At 38.1% G+C, this 16416-nt stretch carries 12 protein-coding genes; 2 read left to right on the top strand and 10 right to left on the bottom strand.

Annotation, left to right across the window (positions count from 1 at the left end):
- The first annotated feature begins 69 nt into the window (after positions 1-69).
- Positions 70-789: a MerR family transcriptional regulator gene (locus tag AC503W_RS09720; protein ID WP_427591327.1), complete on the top strand. Its 720-nt coding sequence runs from the start codon at positions 70-72 to the stop codon at positions 787-789.
- Here the strand turns inward: AC503W_RS09720 and AC503W_RS09715 are convergent.
- Both AC503W_RS09715 and AC503W_RS09710 read right to left on the bottom strand, forming a co-directional pair.
- Positions 784-2811 (bottom strand): HelD family protein, encoded by a 2028-nt coding sequence (locus tag AC503W_RS09715; protein WP_494917089.1) that lies wholly within the window; start codon positions 2809-2811, stop codon positions 784-786. The two genes, AC503W_RS09720 and AC503W_RS09715, sit on opposite strands and share 6 nt — an antisense overlap.
- Positions 2812-3074: 263 nt before the next feature.
- Complete coding sequence (locus AC503W_RS09710) at positions 3075-3959, bottom strand: hypothetical protein (RefSeq protein ID WP_494917087.1); 885 nt, start codon at positions 3957-3959, stop codon at positions 3075-3077.
- Positions 3960-4147: 188 nt separating this feature from the next.
- On the opposite strand from AC503W_RS09710, the gene AC503W_RS09705 reads away from it, so the two are divergent.
- Entirely contained in the window at positions 4148-4879 is a 732-nt protein-coding gene (locus AC503W_RS09705) for a hypothetical protein (RefSeq protein ID WP_494917086.1), read from the top strand.
- 159 nt (positions 4880-5038) lie between these two features.
- On the opposite strand, the gene AC503W_RS09700 is transcribed toward AC503W_RS09705, so the two are convergent.
- The 8 genes from AC503W_RS09700 to AC503W_RS09665 all read right to left on the bottom strand — a co-directional run bounded on the left by AC503W_RS09700 (position 5039) and on the right by AC503W_RS09665 (position 16401).
- Positions 5039-5281 carry an HU family DNA-binding protein gene (locus AC503W_RS09700; RefSeq protein WP_402991675.1) on the bottom strand — a complete coding sequence of 81 codons (243 nt, stop codon included), beginning with the start codon at positions 5279-5281 and terminating at the stop codon, positions 5039-5041.
- A 140-nt stretch (positions 5282-5421) separates the two neighbouring features.
- Positions 5422-6318, bottom strand: a complete 897-nt coding sequence (locus AC503W_RS09695) for a peptidylprolyl isomerase (protein WP_402991672.1) — start codon at positions 6316-6318, stop codon at positions 5422-5424.
- A gap of 350 nt (positions 6319-6668) precedes the next feature.
- Positions 6669-7256: a TasA family protein gene (locus AC503W_RS09690; RefSeq protein ID WP_494917083.1), complete on the bottom strand. Its 588-nt coding sequence runs from the start codon at positions 7254-7256 to the stop codon at positions 6669-6671.
- Between the two features lie 555 nt (positions 7257-7811).
- Positions 7812-10094 (bottom strand): M6 family metalloprotease domain-containing protein, encoded by a 2283-nt coding sequence (locus AC503W_RS09685; protein WP_407407311.1) that lies wholly within the window; start codon positions 10092-10094, stop codon positions 7812-7814.
- Positions 10095-11185: 1091 nt separating this feature from the next.
- Complete coding sequence (locus AC503W_RS09680; RefSeq protein ID WP_427687272.1) at positions 11186-12463, bottom strand: MFS transporter; 1278 nt, start codon at positions 12461-12463, stop codon at positions 11186-11188.
- A 42-nt stretch (positions 12464-12505) separates the two neighbouring features.
- Complete coding sequence (locus tag AC503W_RS09675) at positions 12506-13981, bottom strand: aldehyde dehydrogenase family protein (RefSeq protein WP_494917080.1); 1476 nt, start codon at positions 13979-13981, stop codon at positions 12506-12508.
- Between the two features lie 34 nt (positions 13982-14015).
- Complete coding sequence (locus tag AC503W_RS09670; protein ID WP_407407314.1) at positions 14016-15182, bottom strand: acyl-CoA dehydrogenase family protein; 1167 nt, start codon at positions 15180-15182, stop codon at positions 14016-14018.
- Positions 15183-15204: 22 nt separating this feature from the next.
- A complete protein-coding gene (locus tag AC503W_RS09665) occupies positions 15205-16401 on the bottom strand; it encodes an acyl-CoA dehydrogenase family protein (protein WP_427687278.1) in 1197 nt (398 codons plus the stop codon).
- Positions 16402-16416: the final 15 nt, after the last annotated feature.

Here is a 16416-nt window from a genome sequence, read left to right as displayed (position 1 = left end):
GGGATATGAAATGTTGTTGTATTTTTAAAAGTTAACTATAATGGAAAAGCTAAAGGAAGGAGTGATTTAATGCGAACAAATGAATTAGCAAAAAAAGTGAAAGTTCACCCTAACACTGTAAGGCTTTATGAGGATTGGGGGTTTATTTCTTCAGTTCCCAGAGAAGCAAATACATACAGGAGATATTCAAACATCCATCTAATTCAAATGCAAATCGCTCGCTATGCTTTTCGACAAGAATTCATTCAAAATAACCTGCGCAAACAAGCTACCCGAATTGTCCGATTAAGTGGTAGTGAGCTGTTTAGCGAGGCATTAATAGAAGCAAATAAATATCTGCAATTTTTAGAAGCGGAGTATTCTTATACTTGTCGTGCTGTCCAAATAGTTGAAAAGATTTTAACGAAGGTAGTAGTCCATACTGAGACATACACTCATAAAGAAGTAGCAAATAATCTGCAATTAACGGAAGAAACCCTTAGGAATTGGGAAAGAAATGGCTTATTTACGGTAAAACGAAATTCCCAAAACCGACGTCAATATTCAGAGCGTGATATTCAGAAACTATTAATTATTCGTACGCTCCGTACTGCTTATTTTTCCATTGCAGCCATACATCATTTAATAGAAGGTATTGAAGAAGTGCAAACCGCACGGGATATTCAATCCCTTTTAAATTCACCAAAGTTTGCTGATGAATTTTTACATGTTACAGATGAACTTGAGATAAATTTAAAAAATGCGATGAAAGACGTAAAGTCAATCATCGCATTATTAGAGGACTTATAATAAAGGAGACGGATTTACTTCGTCTTTTAAAATGGTTAGTTCATGCATTGCTCTTGTCGTTGAAATATAGAGTAACCCACGATCGAATTCATTCCGATAATTCGTTCCATTTACGAATGGCACTATTACTGAGTCAAATTCAAGTCCCTTTGCATATTGTATTGTTGTTAAAATAATCCCCTTTTCAAATTTTTCTGTATGAGCATCTACTAGGTGAATCGGCAAATGGTTTACATGTTCTTTTAACAAAACAAGGTCTGATTCCGTTTTACAAATGATGGCTGTAGATTTGAAATCATTTTTAATAGATCCAAGCAATCTCAAAATCATTTCATTCATTGTTTTATAGGGGATTTCTTTTGGTTCCTCTCCGTGACGAGCGATTGGATGAATTGTCGAATTACGCATGAATTTTTTCGCATACATTGCGATTTCAAAAGATGACCTGTAACTAGTCGTTAGTTCAACATATTCCAGGTTTGAAAAAATTTGCTCGAAACCTTCTTTTGAAATTGTTTCGTATGGTAGAAGTGCCTGACTAAAATCACCAATAATCGTACGTTTACACTCAAATACTTTTTCGAGTAGTGCATATTGAATGGGTGTATAATCTTGCATCTCGTCTAGGACAAAATGCTGTATCATATCAAATGTCTTTATACCCTCAAAGTAAAGCTGACAATAAAGATAGGGATATACATCGGTAAATTCAAAGTGCCGCTTTTTGAAATAGAATGTTTCTTCACTGAATTCCGACATAAATACTTTATAAATATCGATTGCGGAGTTAATAAGTAGCCGTTTTTTTAATCGTTTTACGATTTCGTTTTTACTGGGTAGTTTTAGTTCACCTTGGCGCTTCGTCTTGAGAACATTCATTACATCGTCAGCTATCATTTCTAAGCGAATAAGTACGGGTTCTTTTGCATATTTGCTGAAACGATTCTGCAAATATTCTGTTGTGAATTCATAATCAGCAACCGATAGGGTACCATTTTTAAATAAGGTTGAGTTCAATCTTTGTAAAAAAGCATTTAACTGTTCTACAAAAGCATAAGTTGATTTGATCGAAGCTCTTTTTGCATAGCCACTTTTGGGATCTGCTAAAATATCTTTTACCTCTTGTTCAAACGATACGTAAGTTAAGTCGTTAGGAAGTAACTGTTCCGTTAAATCATCTATAGTAAAGGAACGGATTGGCTGCTCGCCAAGTTCCGGTAGGACTGAAGATATATAATCACCGAAAACTTTGTTAGGGGATAGTATAAAAATTCGATTTGCTTGTAGGGTATCTCGAAATTTGTATAAAAGGTACGCAATACGATGCAGAGCAACTGCCGTTTTCCCCGATCCCGCGACACCTTGTATGATGACATTATAGGCAGAATCATTACGGACAATTTTATTTTGTTCCCGTTGAATTGAGGTCACGATAGTTTTCATTTTATCATTCGCATGCTCACTTAAAGTCTTTTGTAACACAGCATCTTGAATTGTTAATGAGCTTTCAACCATATACTCAATTTTGGAATTTTCGATTTTGAATTGCCTTTTTGAAACAATTTCACCGTCAAAATGATTTTCTTTTGCCTCATAATAAGCTTTTCCTATTTCAAATTCATAGTACATATTACAAACCGGAGCACGCCAATCATAGATGAGATTATTACTGGCTTCATCACTAAATCCAAAACGGCCTATATAAAATGATTCCACTTCATCTGGTTCATCGCCTTCATAAACAAAATTAAATCGACCAAAGTATGGGGAATCGATTAGTTTCTCTAGTTGCTCTCGTTCGGTAACTTGAGCAAAACCCCGTCGGTCAATCATATTTAACGTTTGGCTATAATCATATATCTCAAATTTATCGATTTCACTTTTGTAATCAATCATATATTTTTGTAACTCTTTATAGGAGTGGTCTTGTTTTGTAATATCTTTTGAAACTTGTTCATAAGCTTCCTTTAGCTTTTCTATAGTATGTTCGAAATATGTTAATTCTCGTGAGTCCATCATCATCGTCCTCCTTTTTACCAGTAATCACTAGTTTAACGATTCAAACTTCGCTGGTGTGTATATGGAGGGTTTAAAAAGTTTATGAAAAATCTTACAAATAATATATTTCCTATTTTGGATGTGGCAGATAACTAGTAAGGTTTTTCAAAAATAAAGAGATCCCTTCTATTCGATTTCTAGTAGAAAGGATCTCTTTATATGAAAGTAGGATTTTGATTTTTTTGATGCAGGTCTGTGCTAATATCCTTATTGTCCTCTGATGTTCCTTAAACTTGTTTCACTTTTCCCAATAGCCCGATTGATAAATATTGCTTATTTTCATCGAAATCCCATAACCAATGGCGCAAGGAAAAATCTTGCCGATCCACTTTACTCATATAATGCTGGATGGCAATTAATGCGGCCCCGTACCCGACATTGGAAGCTAATGAAAAAATGGCGTTAATTCCTTGATTGGTAGTCTCAATGTATTCTGGTTCCATCTTCAAGATATCGGACCAGGTTATGTAGAACCCATTTCCAGTACAACACTTGAAGGCTACATCCTGCAAATTAAGCACAATCTGATCTCTTACATCCAAAAATCCATCTTTCATTCTTACTAAATCAAATTGTTCATAGTGGTGTTTATTCTTTTCAAGAGTATCTAACGCCCAATTATAAAATAATTGAGTATAAATGGCCGATGTTGCGAATATGTCAAATTGGCCAATATAATCATTGAATTCATTATGAACGATTTCTGATAACTTATCCTTCATATTCAATACGTATTGAATGATGTCTTCAGTCTTTTCACCAAGCTCCAACATGTAAGTCAGTGTTTGTTCGAAATTTATTTTATCCAATCCGGTCACATCCATTGCAACTAACTGAATTTTATTGCGAGTACTTTCTGAAAAGTTCTTGATTCCATTTACCATGCTTTCTTTATCTATATCGAATAAATAAATCGAATTACATTTTGTTGATAGATGATTTAAATCCAGATCATCACAATTGCCCGCTCCAATAATCCCTATTTTATCTACAAAAGCTTGTTTGGAAAAAACGGTATCAAATAATTCTGTTACCCGTTCACGATGTTTTCCCCATTTAATCCTTCTATATTCGTCACGATTATGATTCAAATCCCTTTGGAAGGCTTCCAAGACTTAACACTCCTTTATGTACAACTGATTAAACTATTGTATCAAATGACTGCTCTAATGTAGAGATTCTCAGCAACAAGGAAATAGTATTTTTCCAAGAGATAAATCAGTAAATTTGGATATCTTTTTGTATATCTCAAACATTAGAATATAATGGAAATAAGAGAATGGATAATAGGGGGCATATCGTGAGTAACACAAAAAAGATTTTATTGATTTTACTTGTAATTTTTCTATTAATATTAGCAGGAGTAGTCATCCTGATGTATTCCTTCACACAAGGTATGAAGGGTGATCCTGATGAAGAAAAGAAAGTCCGGGTGCAAGCGGAACAATATCTAGTGGAAAATTTTAAAGAAAAAACGTATGTATACGACGTGTTATACGATAACATGGGTAACTTTGATGAGTTTGAATACGCCGCTAAAGTTAGAGAGGAAAAGTATGGTACAGAATTTCTTGTGTATTCTAACGTGCATACTGGAAAAATGGAGGATTCCTTTATTTCTAATAAATGGAGAGATGATTCAGAAAAAGAAATAAAGCCCTATATCGAAGAAAAAATTGGGGATGTAAAGTCATCAGTGGAAATGAAAGAAATTACTGATAGTAACAATTATGAAGAAATCCAGGCTAAAATAGGGGATTCTAGTGAATTAGTTGTCCTTTTTGATAGGGAGATTGGAAGAGAATTAGACATTGACCCGAATCATCCAAAAAGTTATAAAGAGTATGATGTTGCACCATCTATCCTTCTTACAATTCACCGTAAAAAACAAGATTCAGATGAAAATGATTTTAACAGTATTATTCAATCCATTAAAACCGACCGCGCTCTTGTTCGAGGTGAACTCATCGTGAATTACGTCAGCACTGATGGAGTGGCATTAGAAGATGACGAATGGCGAAAAACGTTTTAATTAATCTATCTATGGAATGCTAATATGGGTCCTGTTCAAAATTTCAGGGGGCTGTCCTATAAGTACCTAAAATAACATGAAAAAAAATCCCCTTGATACATGAGTCCCAAGACGATTTTAAACAAGTATAAATTTATTTAAGAGCTTTCCTTTAATTCTTTATCTGCTTAAATGCTGGGACTTTAGAATCCGCACTTTGTAGTTTTTTTCCTGTTTGCGGATTCCTCCCCATTCATGCTGCACGGTTACGCACTTCAAATGTACCAATCCAACTAACTGGACTTTCTCCTCTTTCGCAGGTAGTAGAAATCTGTTCAAGTATTCTTCTACCATCTTTTTAGCATCATCTATTGTTGGTTCTGCTGGTGTCGCTACAGTATTTACTAGATCAGTTTTGTTCAATTGTAACAATCCTCTTATTAGACACTTATAACAAAAAATACAACCATTTCATAACAACTATACGCCCGTCAGTTATGGAATAGTACAATAACATGCATTATGTAAACTGAAGTGAAAAATTATAGTTGAACATTTTAACCTTAATGGGACATATTTGGTTCTTTTGATTCTACATTCTTAAATACATCTTTAAATACATCTTCTTTTATCTCAATTTCTTTATTCAAATTGTTTAATACCTCTTGTACCGGTTTTGCGTCTTTTTCCATAAGTGTTTGTTTAATTTGGTCTTCCACTTCACTTAATGGTTTCTCCTTTCTATCTGTTACCTTAATTATGTGATAACCAAATAGTGTCTTGACTGGCTCACTCACTTCACCTTTTTTTAACTTCATAGCCGCAGCAAGAAAAGTCGGATCCAATTCCTGGCTTCGACCGGAAAGATAACCCAAATCTCCGCCTTGTGATGCAGACACCTTGTCTGTCGATTGTTTTTTTGCTAATTCAGTAAAGTCATTTCCTTTTTTGAGTTCTTCATCTACTATTTTAGCATCTGACTCATTTTTCACGAGAATATGGCTAGTTCTCACCTTTGTATATTGATCTTTATTTTGTTCATAGTAATCTTTTATTTGTTTATCCGAGACTTTTAACCCTTCTGTTGTTGCTTTTAAGAAATAAAGTGATTGTTCGATATAATCCTTTAGTTCATTTTCATTATTAAATCCTTGTTTTTGTAGAAATATTGTAAATTCATCTTTATCACCGACTTGTTCTTTAATCTCTGTTAATCGATGATTCACTTCATTATCAGATACCTCATATTTACCTTTCAATATTTGCATATAAACCAATTCCTGAACCAATTCCTTTCCCCGTTCGGTATTTACCACTTCCTTATATAAATCATCTTTGGAGATATTTCCACTTTTCGTTTTAATAAGTATATCGTTATCATTGACAGAGGTTAAAGACGAACAGGCACCAAGTAAACATAACAATGATAAAATAGATAAAATTGTGATTTTATTCCTCAATTATCTTCACTCCTACTTTTGATAACTTTCCAAAGTCATTGTCGCTGACTGATCAGACTTGAGTTTACCCATCAAATAAAAAGCTTAATAAGCTTTAAAATGCCTCCGATATTTTACTGGGTATTGTAAAAACGTAACTTTATAGGGCAAAGTTCAAGCAGCAAATAAATGCCAATTTGGTTTCTCAATTCTAAACTTTCTTAAATGAGACGGGACAGTTCTCCAACTGTCCCATCCATTCTATTGGTTTTTTCCTATGAATCTCATAAATGCGAAAATCTATAATTAAGTTTGATAGAGAAGTGTCCCAATCAAAATAAGTAAACAGCCATGACACAGCTTTTTTTATCTTATAGGTCTCTACCTTTGCCTTGTGTGGCGTAAAAAGTCCATGATAGTTTAAGTTTATCCCCTTGGAATTGATTTTGATCTCCCTCGTTATCAATGAAATTGAACTTCACTACTAAATCATGTTCATCGCCCACCTTAAGGATGCCACCATCAAGAGCTTCGTTAAATATCTTTTCTGACACCGCTTTTGGGCTCATACCCTTTAGCTTATCCAATGTTGTTTTGTAAATGATTTCATTATATTGGTCCATATTGTACAGAAATTCCACTTCAATATACTTGCCAAAATCCTCCGTGTTATCCCCTTTGGTATCAACCACGGAATACTGGGTACCCAACGTCACGTCTTTGATATCTAGTGTCCCGTCATTATGCAGTTCAAAAACACGCGTCATCGAGTCTCCAGGAGCGATGTTGCTGATATCAATAATCTTTGTGGGTTGCACAGATAAATCGAGTGTCCCCGCCGCAAACGTACCGCTCGCATCTGCACTGTCACTAAAGTACGCGAAAGTTCCCCCCCCAATTAAAGATACCCCCATTATTCCCGCCATAATTCCCATACCTAACTTCTTTTTCAATTCCATATTTACTCCTCCTTAAGCTTTTTCCCCCTTTTTCAGGGATTTTATTTTTGAACGGCTATTAAGTTGTAGTTTTATAACCGATTCGAACTGGATAAATAGGCTAAATGATATTGTTCCTTCGCTTTCTTCTTTACTTCCAATTCCCCTTAGGGTCTGCCAAATGGTAAAACCTGCATTGCAGAATAACAACACCCCCGGTAGAATAAGGAGTAAAGCGCTAGTCTCACGTGAATTGACAAAGTGACCGATATAACCGATATAGGGAATTGTAACCCCTGTATAGATACCCACCATATATTGGGGAATCCGGTGCATTGTTGTGATCGCCCTTTGTTATGTATTGCGTCCCCGCCCCTTAACAATCCGATGGGTAATCAGGATTCCGTCACTTGTTTTATAAGTAACGACCTCCCCTTTTTTAACATGGGTTTGTACACTAACCGGCTTTTCTCTTCAATAATTTGCCACCTTCACGTTTTAAAAGTTTTTGAGTTTGTTACCCCCTATGCCGGGCCGCCCCCGGCACAGAAGGCATATCCTGACATGTAATCTAACCTACTGCCAGACCTCAATCATTGCATCGGCATTCGCTTTCAAACTGTTATACGCTTTCGCGGAGATCACATTCGTATTTTTTTGATGATCCAACAGCACTTTAAAACCAATCATTTGTTTGACAACCTTATCCGCAGATCCTGATTTTTCAAATTGGTCAACGCCCGCCAAATGAAGTTTCAAAGCTTGCGCTGCACCTGCTTTAAAGGCTCCCTCTTTGGCAAAGCTATCAATAATAGAACTTAGACCGGTTGCGCTAAGATTGCTTGCCAAAAGATTCGTATCGGTAATACTTTGATTAGGATCTGTCTCTGAAGTAGCCGTAAAGGCAAGGGTGGCCGGGGCAGTCTTGCCCTTCGGAATTTTCACGTATACCGGTACATTGACGGTTGCTCCAGGCTCCACAGCCACTACGTTTTTATCAAGTTGAACTGTCCAATCATTACCTGCAGAGGCGTTGACACGAATAAGATCCTTTGCCTCGCCGGTGTTAGTGACTTTAAAATTATATACTGCCACTTTGTCCTGGACGGCAGGCTTTATAGTTCCAGCGCTTACATTTACCCCGCGTTTATAGGCACCTGCACCATCCGTGTTACGGATGGCAACTTGATAACGAACTACGCCATCATTGTCTTTATGATTCCCTAAAATATAGAAATGAAGTTTGTTGTATGGATCGTTATACTCACTGACAATAGTATCTTTATCAATTGAACCATCGAACTTTCCTGCAACTAAACTTGCCCCACTCCCAGCTTTAAATAAAGCATCAAGAGTTTGACGGGGGTCCCCTTTGCCAACCATTGCTGTTGTGCCGTCAGGTCTTGTAAAATCTTTCAGATTGATATCCTCAGGATGTGAATCAACTACCCAAATATTCGGAGCAGTCTCCGCATTTTTTGTCTTGGCTATCAATACACCGGAGTCTGCTGCAAAGGAATCCGTGCCAAATCGGTCTACAACTTCAAGGGTATAGTTATCGTACAATCTATTGTTTAGAATATCATTACGCCAGTCACCGGCAAGGTAATCTGTAGGTGTTAAATCTTTCATGCTGATGTTGATACCGTAGAGTCCGGTCCGGCCAAATTCACTGCCAATTGGTGCTTGACGCGCGATAATATCTGCAAATACTGGTCCAGATTCTTTTAATTCATCACGGTTTATCTGCAAGACTTCATCTTCTTCAATAAATCCCTGCTTCATCTTATTACGAAGCATATGCGCTGCTGGTAAAGAAGCACCAAGAGTAGAAGGAATCATCCAGCGAGTATGTGTTCCACCGGGACCATTAAATGATCCACGGCTCATTGTTTCCCAATAACCCGAATAGGTTCTAGGGTCAAGAGCTGCATTATTATAGTTGTCGCCAAGGCCCCGGATATGACCAAATTCGTGAGCAAATGTGCCCATTCCATCACTTTCACCTTGAGTAGAAACACGAATCCTTTTCCCATTAATCGTTGCACTAGATGCAGCCGACCATATCGTTTTAGCTGCATAATAAGAAGTCCATGGTACATAACGAGTTTTTGCCCAGTTTGGCATGTTTTCAAATCCAGGTAAATCCGGTGGACCAAATGCATCAGGCACCGATTCTGGATTCAGGAACATCATTTCGCCGAGTTCCTGCCATACAGTTGACTCATCATAGCCGGCATGAACGATGAATGCAAAGTCATATTCTTCTCCCAAAGCGGCTATATCGGCGGCAGCGGCATTTATGCCATCCTGAAAAAGGTTTCCGCTTGTATAGTTACTTGGGAGTGTATTAGAGTTATGACTGCTTTCTAGCCCATATTGAAATTCATTTTTATCCAAACGGTATGGACCAAATGATTCAAGGGTTACGCCCCATTTTCCATTAGAGTTTTCTTTCCAAAAGCTATCTATTGTCTGGTAGTTGTTGAGTTTGCTAGGAACATTCAAGAAATTTTTCCACCACTCCCCTAGTTCTTCACGAGGAACAGCAGCCACTTGTGGGTTACCGACAAGTTCTGAGCCCTTAGGTTTTGTCAAGATAAAATCCTGATCCGGAAAGTCGACCAAAATCAAGGCCCCTTTAAGTTCTGTTTCCGGTTTAATATCGGTGTTATTCCAGTCAATACCCGGAATTGGATTATAATCATTCCACATCATATCCTCCGGATTCACCCATGACTGTGGGTCCACTGGGTCTGGCATTTTATCCAGCCCTGGCTCCACAGCAAAAGCGGCTGTTGAAGACATTGCAAGCAATAATGTGGTCGTTATTACTGTAATCTTATTTCTAAGTTTCAAATAAATTCTCCTCCTAAAATGGCCTACTTTATATGTAGGCTTATCTTTTCAAAGATTACCTGATGATGAACTCATGTCGTTCGTGTTATTAGCCCATTAATCGCCTCCTATTCACAACTTAAGGACATACTTGGTTATCTACCCCATCAAAGTCAGAAACCATAATCATTAATCGGACAATCACATGCAAAAGAAGCCATAATACTAATTTGGAAAGTTAAAAGAGAAGAATCTTGTAATGGAAGTTTTGTGTTGTGGAAAAATTTATGAGTTCTAAAAAAATATTCATAGATTCTCTGAATGGGGTAGTGTTAATTATAAGTATCTCACAATTAACAGAATATTAAAACTATTAAAATACTTTTACCAAAAAGCGTTTAATAAAAATGGGTTAAAAATGATAGTTAACTATCCATGTGTTATAGAAGTGTTTTTTTATGAAGATCTCTTTCCTTAATAAGCCTAGGTGTAAGCTTACTGTTTATTACCTGTTATATTTCAAATGTATGTAATAATAAAAACTTGCTTAGGTAATGCATGTTGGCATGTGTATCGCACTTTTAGTCACAACCAAGATATAGGGGGAAAATCGAATTATTTAGAAGGAAGTCCAGATAGATAGATTGGTGCTTAACTTTTTACATAAATGAGGAACAGATATTTATCATTGTGATTTTCTTTGAGGAGCCTTAAGATTTCCAAGTGAGTTTGAGTGTTTCTTAATCATTTATATTTTATTACTTTATTGCCTGTTCATTATTTCCCTCAACTCTCAACCCCATTTTGTTGATGCATAAAAATGGTAAACTCTCTTAGAGTAACTATATATGTATAAACAACGAAAATCTCTATAACGTTTATAGAGTGGCCTTATGGGATGGAAGATTTTAAAAAAAGCATGAAGCACATGATAAAACCGAATGGGGCCGTCTAAGTCCTTTTCGAGTAAAATAATGGAAAAGTGAGGAGGTGGAAATGTTGTTAAACGTTTCTACCTCCTCACTTTTTGTTCAATTTGGGCTAAATCACCCCTCAGCCTAATTTTACTGATTATTCAGTTTTATAGTGATGAAAAAGCTCAAAACTACCCCTTATGATATGATTTCTTTATTTGACTCCATTGTAAATTTATCTTTTGTTTTCCCTTTCATGCTATTAGCAACTAGCACGCAAATCATACTGAAGATAAATAAACCAAGAAAGAAAATCCATGCAACACGGTAGCTTTCAGTGAGATCATAGATTAAGCCGGAAACAATGACACCTAAGGAACCTGCTGCAACAAAGAAGACTTGTACGACTCCAAAAATTGCTCCGAAATCCTTGTTACCAAAAATATCGTTTGTCATGAATGGAGGGCCTAATGTCGAGATAACGACACTGAATCCAAAAGCAATCGCAAATAAGTACGCGAAAGCAGGGCCTTTTGCCAACAGGAGGGATAACATAGCAATAGTCATACATATCCCTACATAGATAGCTCCTCCAGCGGTACCGAACTTATCCAATACAGTACCTAAAATCAATTTCCCCACTGTGTTTGCGAGGGAAAGCAGGCCAAAAATCGTACCGGCAAAGATGGCGGGATGACCAATATCTATTAAATAAGCGGGAATATGCATCTGTACACCCCCTGCTACCAATGCAAAACAAACGATTCCTAGTACAAAAATCCAAAACATTACTGTCTTCTTGGCTTCGCCCATCATTAAGCCGCTCTTCGCTGTCTCTATTTTCTCAGTTGACTCCATTTTATCGGCACCAAGTGGGGCTAGTCCTTTTTCGGAAGGACTTTTCTTGGCAAATAGTAAAACAAACGGCAATGTTAAGACAATGAGAAGTATTCCCGCTATAACATAGGCCGTTCTCCATCCGTAGTTTGTGATGATGGTAGTTAATACAGGACTAAGCACCGCAGCGCCTATTCCTGATCCTGCAAAAGCAAAACCCATGGCCTTTCCCTTTTTCTCATAAAACCAGTTCGTTACCATAATGGAAATGGGAATATTTGAAAAACCCGCGACACAGATACCTATCATAAAGCCAACAATACAAAAGTATAGAGCTGAATTGGCTAATGAGTATGACATGAATCCCAAGCCCGCCACCACTACACAAATGGACATGATCAATCTCATATTACCCTTAGCCAGTAGCTTTCCCATAAAGGGGGAAGCTACTGCCACGCCAAGACCAGCTATGGAAAGAGCAATTGAAAAAGTGGTTCTACTTATTCCTAAATCTTCAGTAACAGAAACCATAAATAAGCTGTGTAAAGAATTTATTATAGAGTAAGCGGCAAACATTATAAAGAACCCACATAATACAACATACCAACCATAGAATACGCCTTTAGCTCCTTGCTCCATACATTACCGCCTTTCTCCAACCACTTCAATTACCTTCGAAGATTAACCGATATCAATATAACATGTTTTCTCACGTGTGAATTCCATAATAGAATCCACACCGTATCCACTACTTTTTTGTCCACCGAAAGGCAACTCAGGACCTACTGTCCGGTATGTATTGACCCAGACATTTCCTGACTCCAATTTCCGAATCATTCGGTGTGCCCGGTTCAAGTTGGTCGTCCAAACGCCTGCTCCTAAACCGAATTCAGTATCATTGGCCATAGCAATCGCTTCATCTTCCGTATCAAAAGGGATGACGGTCGCCACCGGACCGAATATTTCCTCCTGGCAAATTCGAAGGGTGTTCCTATCCACCCTGATTAATGTAGGCTCAATCCAGTAACCTTCCGCTAAATGTGGCATATCCGGCAATAGATCCTTTCCTCCGTGGCGACCGCCGATGATAATTTCTCTCCCTTCTTTTTTACCTAATTCTATATACGAGCACACTTTTTCATATTGTATGGCATTAGCAATTGGCCCCATGGCGCTTTCAGGATGCATCGGATCTCCTAGTTGGATATACTCGGTGATCACTTCTTTCATTTTGGTCACCATTTCATCAATAATCGATCTTTGAATAAGGATCCTGGAACCACCTACACATAGTTGGCCTGCATTCCCAGTGAAAATCCCATTGAGTGTAACACCTTGTGCAGCTTTTTCAAGATCGGCATCCTCAAAGACGATGTTTGCTGATTTTCCACCAAGTTCAAACGTCATAGGCTTTGGATTTTTAGCCGTTGATTGGGCAATTGCCCTGGCCGTTGCCCCGGATCCAGTTAGGCTGACTCTATTCACGTTAGGATGACTGACCAATGTATTACCTACTTCCACTCCATCCCCTGAAACAACATTCAGAGTACCAGGGGGAAGAACCTCATTAATTAATTCACCGTACCTTAATGATGCGACAGAGGCCAGTTCAGATGGTTTGATTATGACGGTATTCCCTGCAGCAAGGGCATAGGCTGCTTTAACGGTAAAAGTAAAAAGAGGTGAGTTCCATGGAAGTATTCCTACAACCACCCCATAAGGTTCCCGTAATGTATATCCAACACTTGATGAACCCAACTGGACGGTATCTCCCTTGCTTCCTACAGCTGTCGCTCCTGCTGCATCGTACCAGTAACTTGCTAAACTCGGAATGAGTCCGTAACTCGTTTCCCTAATGACCCACCCATTATCTCTAGTCTCTAACTCCGAAAGTTCTTTACCATGTTGGACAATCAGATCACCAATTTTCCTCAAATAGTTTGCCCGCTCCATAGCTGGTAGGGTAGACCAGCCCTTAAAAGCACGCCTTGCTGCCCTTACTGCCGATTCGGCATCTTCGACTGTACTGTTAGGAATAGTGGCCCATACCTTTCCCGTAGATGGATTGATACTTTCTATTTGTCTTCCGGAAGAAGATTGAATTAATTTCCCGTTGATCATGTTTTGAAAATCCCTAATTTCATTTGCTATTTTCAAAGTTCAACTCCGCCTTTCAAAATGAGTATATATTTCAAACAGGCATGATTACCGCACTTTCGTCATACCACCCTAATGCTGTTGCGGCTTGTTTATAAAACTGATCTGTACGGCCTAAATAATTCTCATAGAATCGGGCCCGTTTTACAAATAGCTGGCAATCCATTTCTTCTGTAAAACCAATTCCTCCATGAATTTGTATATTATCAGCGGAGATACGGGTAAAGGCATCCGTAGCAAAGATTCTTGCGCAAGCAATGCCCTGAACACGATCGGATGCATGACTTTCCAATGCCCAATTCGCATAATATGCCAAAGATCTTGCCGTTTCCAAGTCTGTCTTCATATCTACTATTCTGTGTTTGATCGCCTGGAATCTTCCAATTGGTTGGCCAAACTGTTCACGAATTTTTGCGTACTCGGTAGCCATCTCCACTACTTTCTCCATAGCTCCCACTATTACAGCTGAAAGTGCAGCATTGAAGGAAAGTAAACCCTCTTGGAGAACATCCCAGCCTTTGTGAAGAGTTCCGAGGATTTGATTTCTTGGAATTTTAACGTTACTAAATGTAAGCTTTCCTAAGCTGCGCGTCTCATCCATGTTTTTTTGGTTTTGAATAGTTAGATTGGGATCGGTACGATTGACAATAACTAACGAAATCCCTTCTGTACCTTTTCCTATATCTGTGCGGACCGTTACGATAAAATGATCGGCTAACTCGGCATCTGGAACAAGCGATTTTACCCCATTTAATATCACTTGATCATTTTCTACTTTTCCAGATAGATTAATTCCAGAAGGACCATAACTTCCGCCCCTCTCTAACCATGCAAGAGAAAATGATTGAGTCCCATTCGCTATATTGGGTAGATAGTTTTCTTTTTGTTCTTCCGTACCGAACTTTTCTAATAAGGGGACAGCTAATGCACTCGTTTCTAAATAAAGTCCTGGTACTAATGAACGACCGGATTCTTCAAGAACAGGTATTAAATCCAAAGGTCCTAATCCCATTCCTTCATATTCTTCTGATATATTAATACTAGTACAGCCTAATTCGGCCATTCCTCTTTGCAGGGCTAGTAATGATTCTGTATCACCCTTGATAAAATCACGAGCTGCCTTTGTTTGACCTGCATCATCTAAATACTTTCGGACATACCCCCGAAACATCTCTTGTTCTTGATTTAAAGAAAAATCCATTTTTCATCACCCCTATTTAGACTTAGCGTCCCATATCCTTCGGTAAGCCTAGAATTCTTTCAGCAATTGTATTCTTTTGTATTTCACTCGTCCCTCCACCAATTGTCTGGCCGAATGAATAGAGATAATTATCTTGCCAATATGACTGACCTGAAATGGCATCTTCTTTCCATAGAACTCCCTGATGACCTTGCAGGGATATTGATTCAGAAAGTAAGTCCTTTGTGAGTTCACTTACTAATAATTTATCCATGGAACCCTCGGCTCCTGGATAACCATTTTTTATTGTTTTCGTTAAATTCCGATAATAATTTAATAAAGAACCACGGGAACGAGTATATAAATCTATCATCGTTTTTCTAACAAGTGGATCGGCCATTAACGGCTTGTCATCCTCTTTCCATTCTTTTGTCAATGATACGAGGTCATTGAATTGCTGTTCCAATGTGAAAACCTGTGCTCCTATACCCGTTCTCTCATGCATAAGGAGAGCAATTGAAACCTTCCATCCTTCATCCACTTCTCCAACAATTTCAGCATCATATGCAATCGCGTCATTTAAATACACTTCATTAAAATCATGCTGCCCATCCATTTGAATGATAGGTCGGGTTTCCACTCCTGGCTGTTTCATGTCCAAGAGGAACACCGTAATCCCTTTATGTTTCTTATCAAAACGATTTGTTCTAGCAAGTAAAAAGCAGCGATCCGCTAGATGCCCAAAGCTTGTCCATACCTTTTGACCATTAATGATCCAACGGTCTCCATCTTTTACTGCACTCGTTTGGATAGCTGATAAATCTGATCCAGCGTTTGGCTCGGAGTATCCTTGACACCAAACTTCTTCTCCTGTGAGGATTCTCTGGATATACTTTTCTTTTTGTTCTTCCGTACCAATCTGCATAAGTGTTGGAGCCACCATATTAAGACCTACATAGTTTACAAGAGGCGGTGCTTTAACACGAACCATTTCCTGTTGATAAACAATTTCCTCCATCAACGTAGCTTCCCGGCCACCATATTTTTTCGGCCAAGCTATCCCAGCCCAGCCACCTTCATATAATTTCCTTTGCCAATCCCTTAAGAAAGCGGCATATTCACTTTCATCCTTAGAAACCTGGCTAGATCCATTTAACCAACCTTCAGGTAAATTTTGTTCAAGCCACATTCTTAATTCATGCCGGAATTCTTCTTCCTTTGCTGAAAACGAAAAGTCCATTGATTCTTTCCCCCT

The organism is Peribacillus suis (assembly GCF_059384845.1).
Note: the sequence above shows the minus strand (reverse complement) of the source record. Positions and strands in the feature narration are given on the sequence as shown.

Excerpts from the sequence above, each read along its gene's own strand:
- AC503W_RS09665 (WP_427687278.1), bottom strand. The coding sequence starts at position 16,401 with ATGGACTTTTCGTTTTCAGCAAAGGAAGAAGAATTCCGGCATGAATTA.
- AC503W_RS09690 (WP_494917083.1), bottom strand. The coding sequence starts at position 7,256 with ATGGAATTGAAAAAGAAGTTAGGTATGGGAATTATGGCGGGAATAATG.
- AC503W_RS09670 (WP_407407314.1), bottom strand. The coding sequence starts at position 15,182 with ATGGATTTTTCTTTAAATCAAGAACAAGAGATGTTTCGGGGGTATGTC.
- AC503W_RS09715 (WP_494917089.1), bottom strand. The coding sequence starts at position 2,811 with ATGATGATGGACTCACGAGAATTAACATATTTCGAACATACTATAGAA.
- AC503W_RS09720 (WP_427591327.1), top strand. The coding sequence starts at position 70 with ATGCGAACAAATGAATTAGCAAAAAAAGTGAAAGTTCACCCTAACACT.
- AC503W_RS09680 (WP_427687272.1), bottom strand. The coding sequence starts at position 12,463 with ATGGAGCAAGGAGCTAAAGGCGTATTCTATGGTTGGTATGTTGTATTA.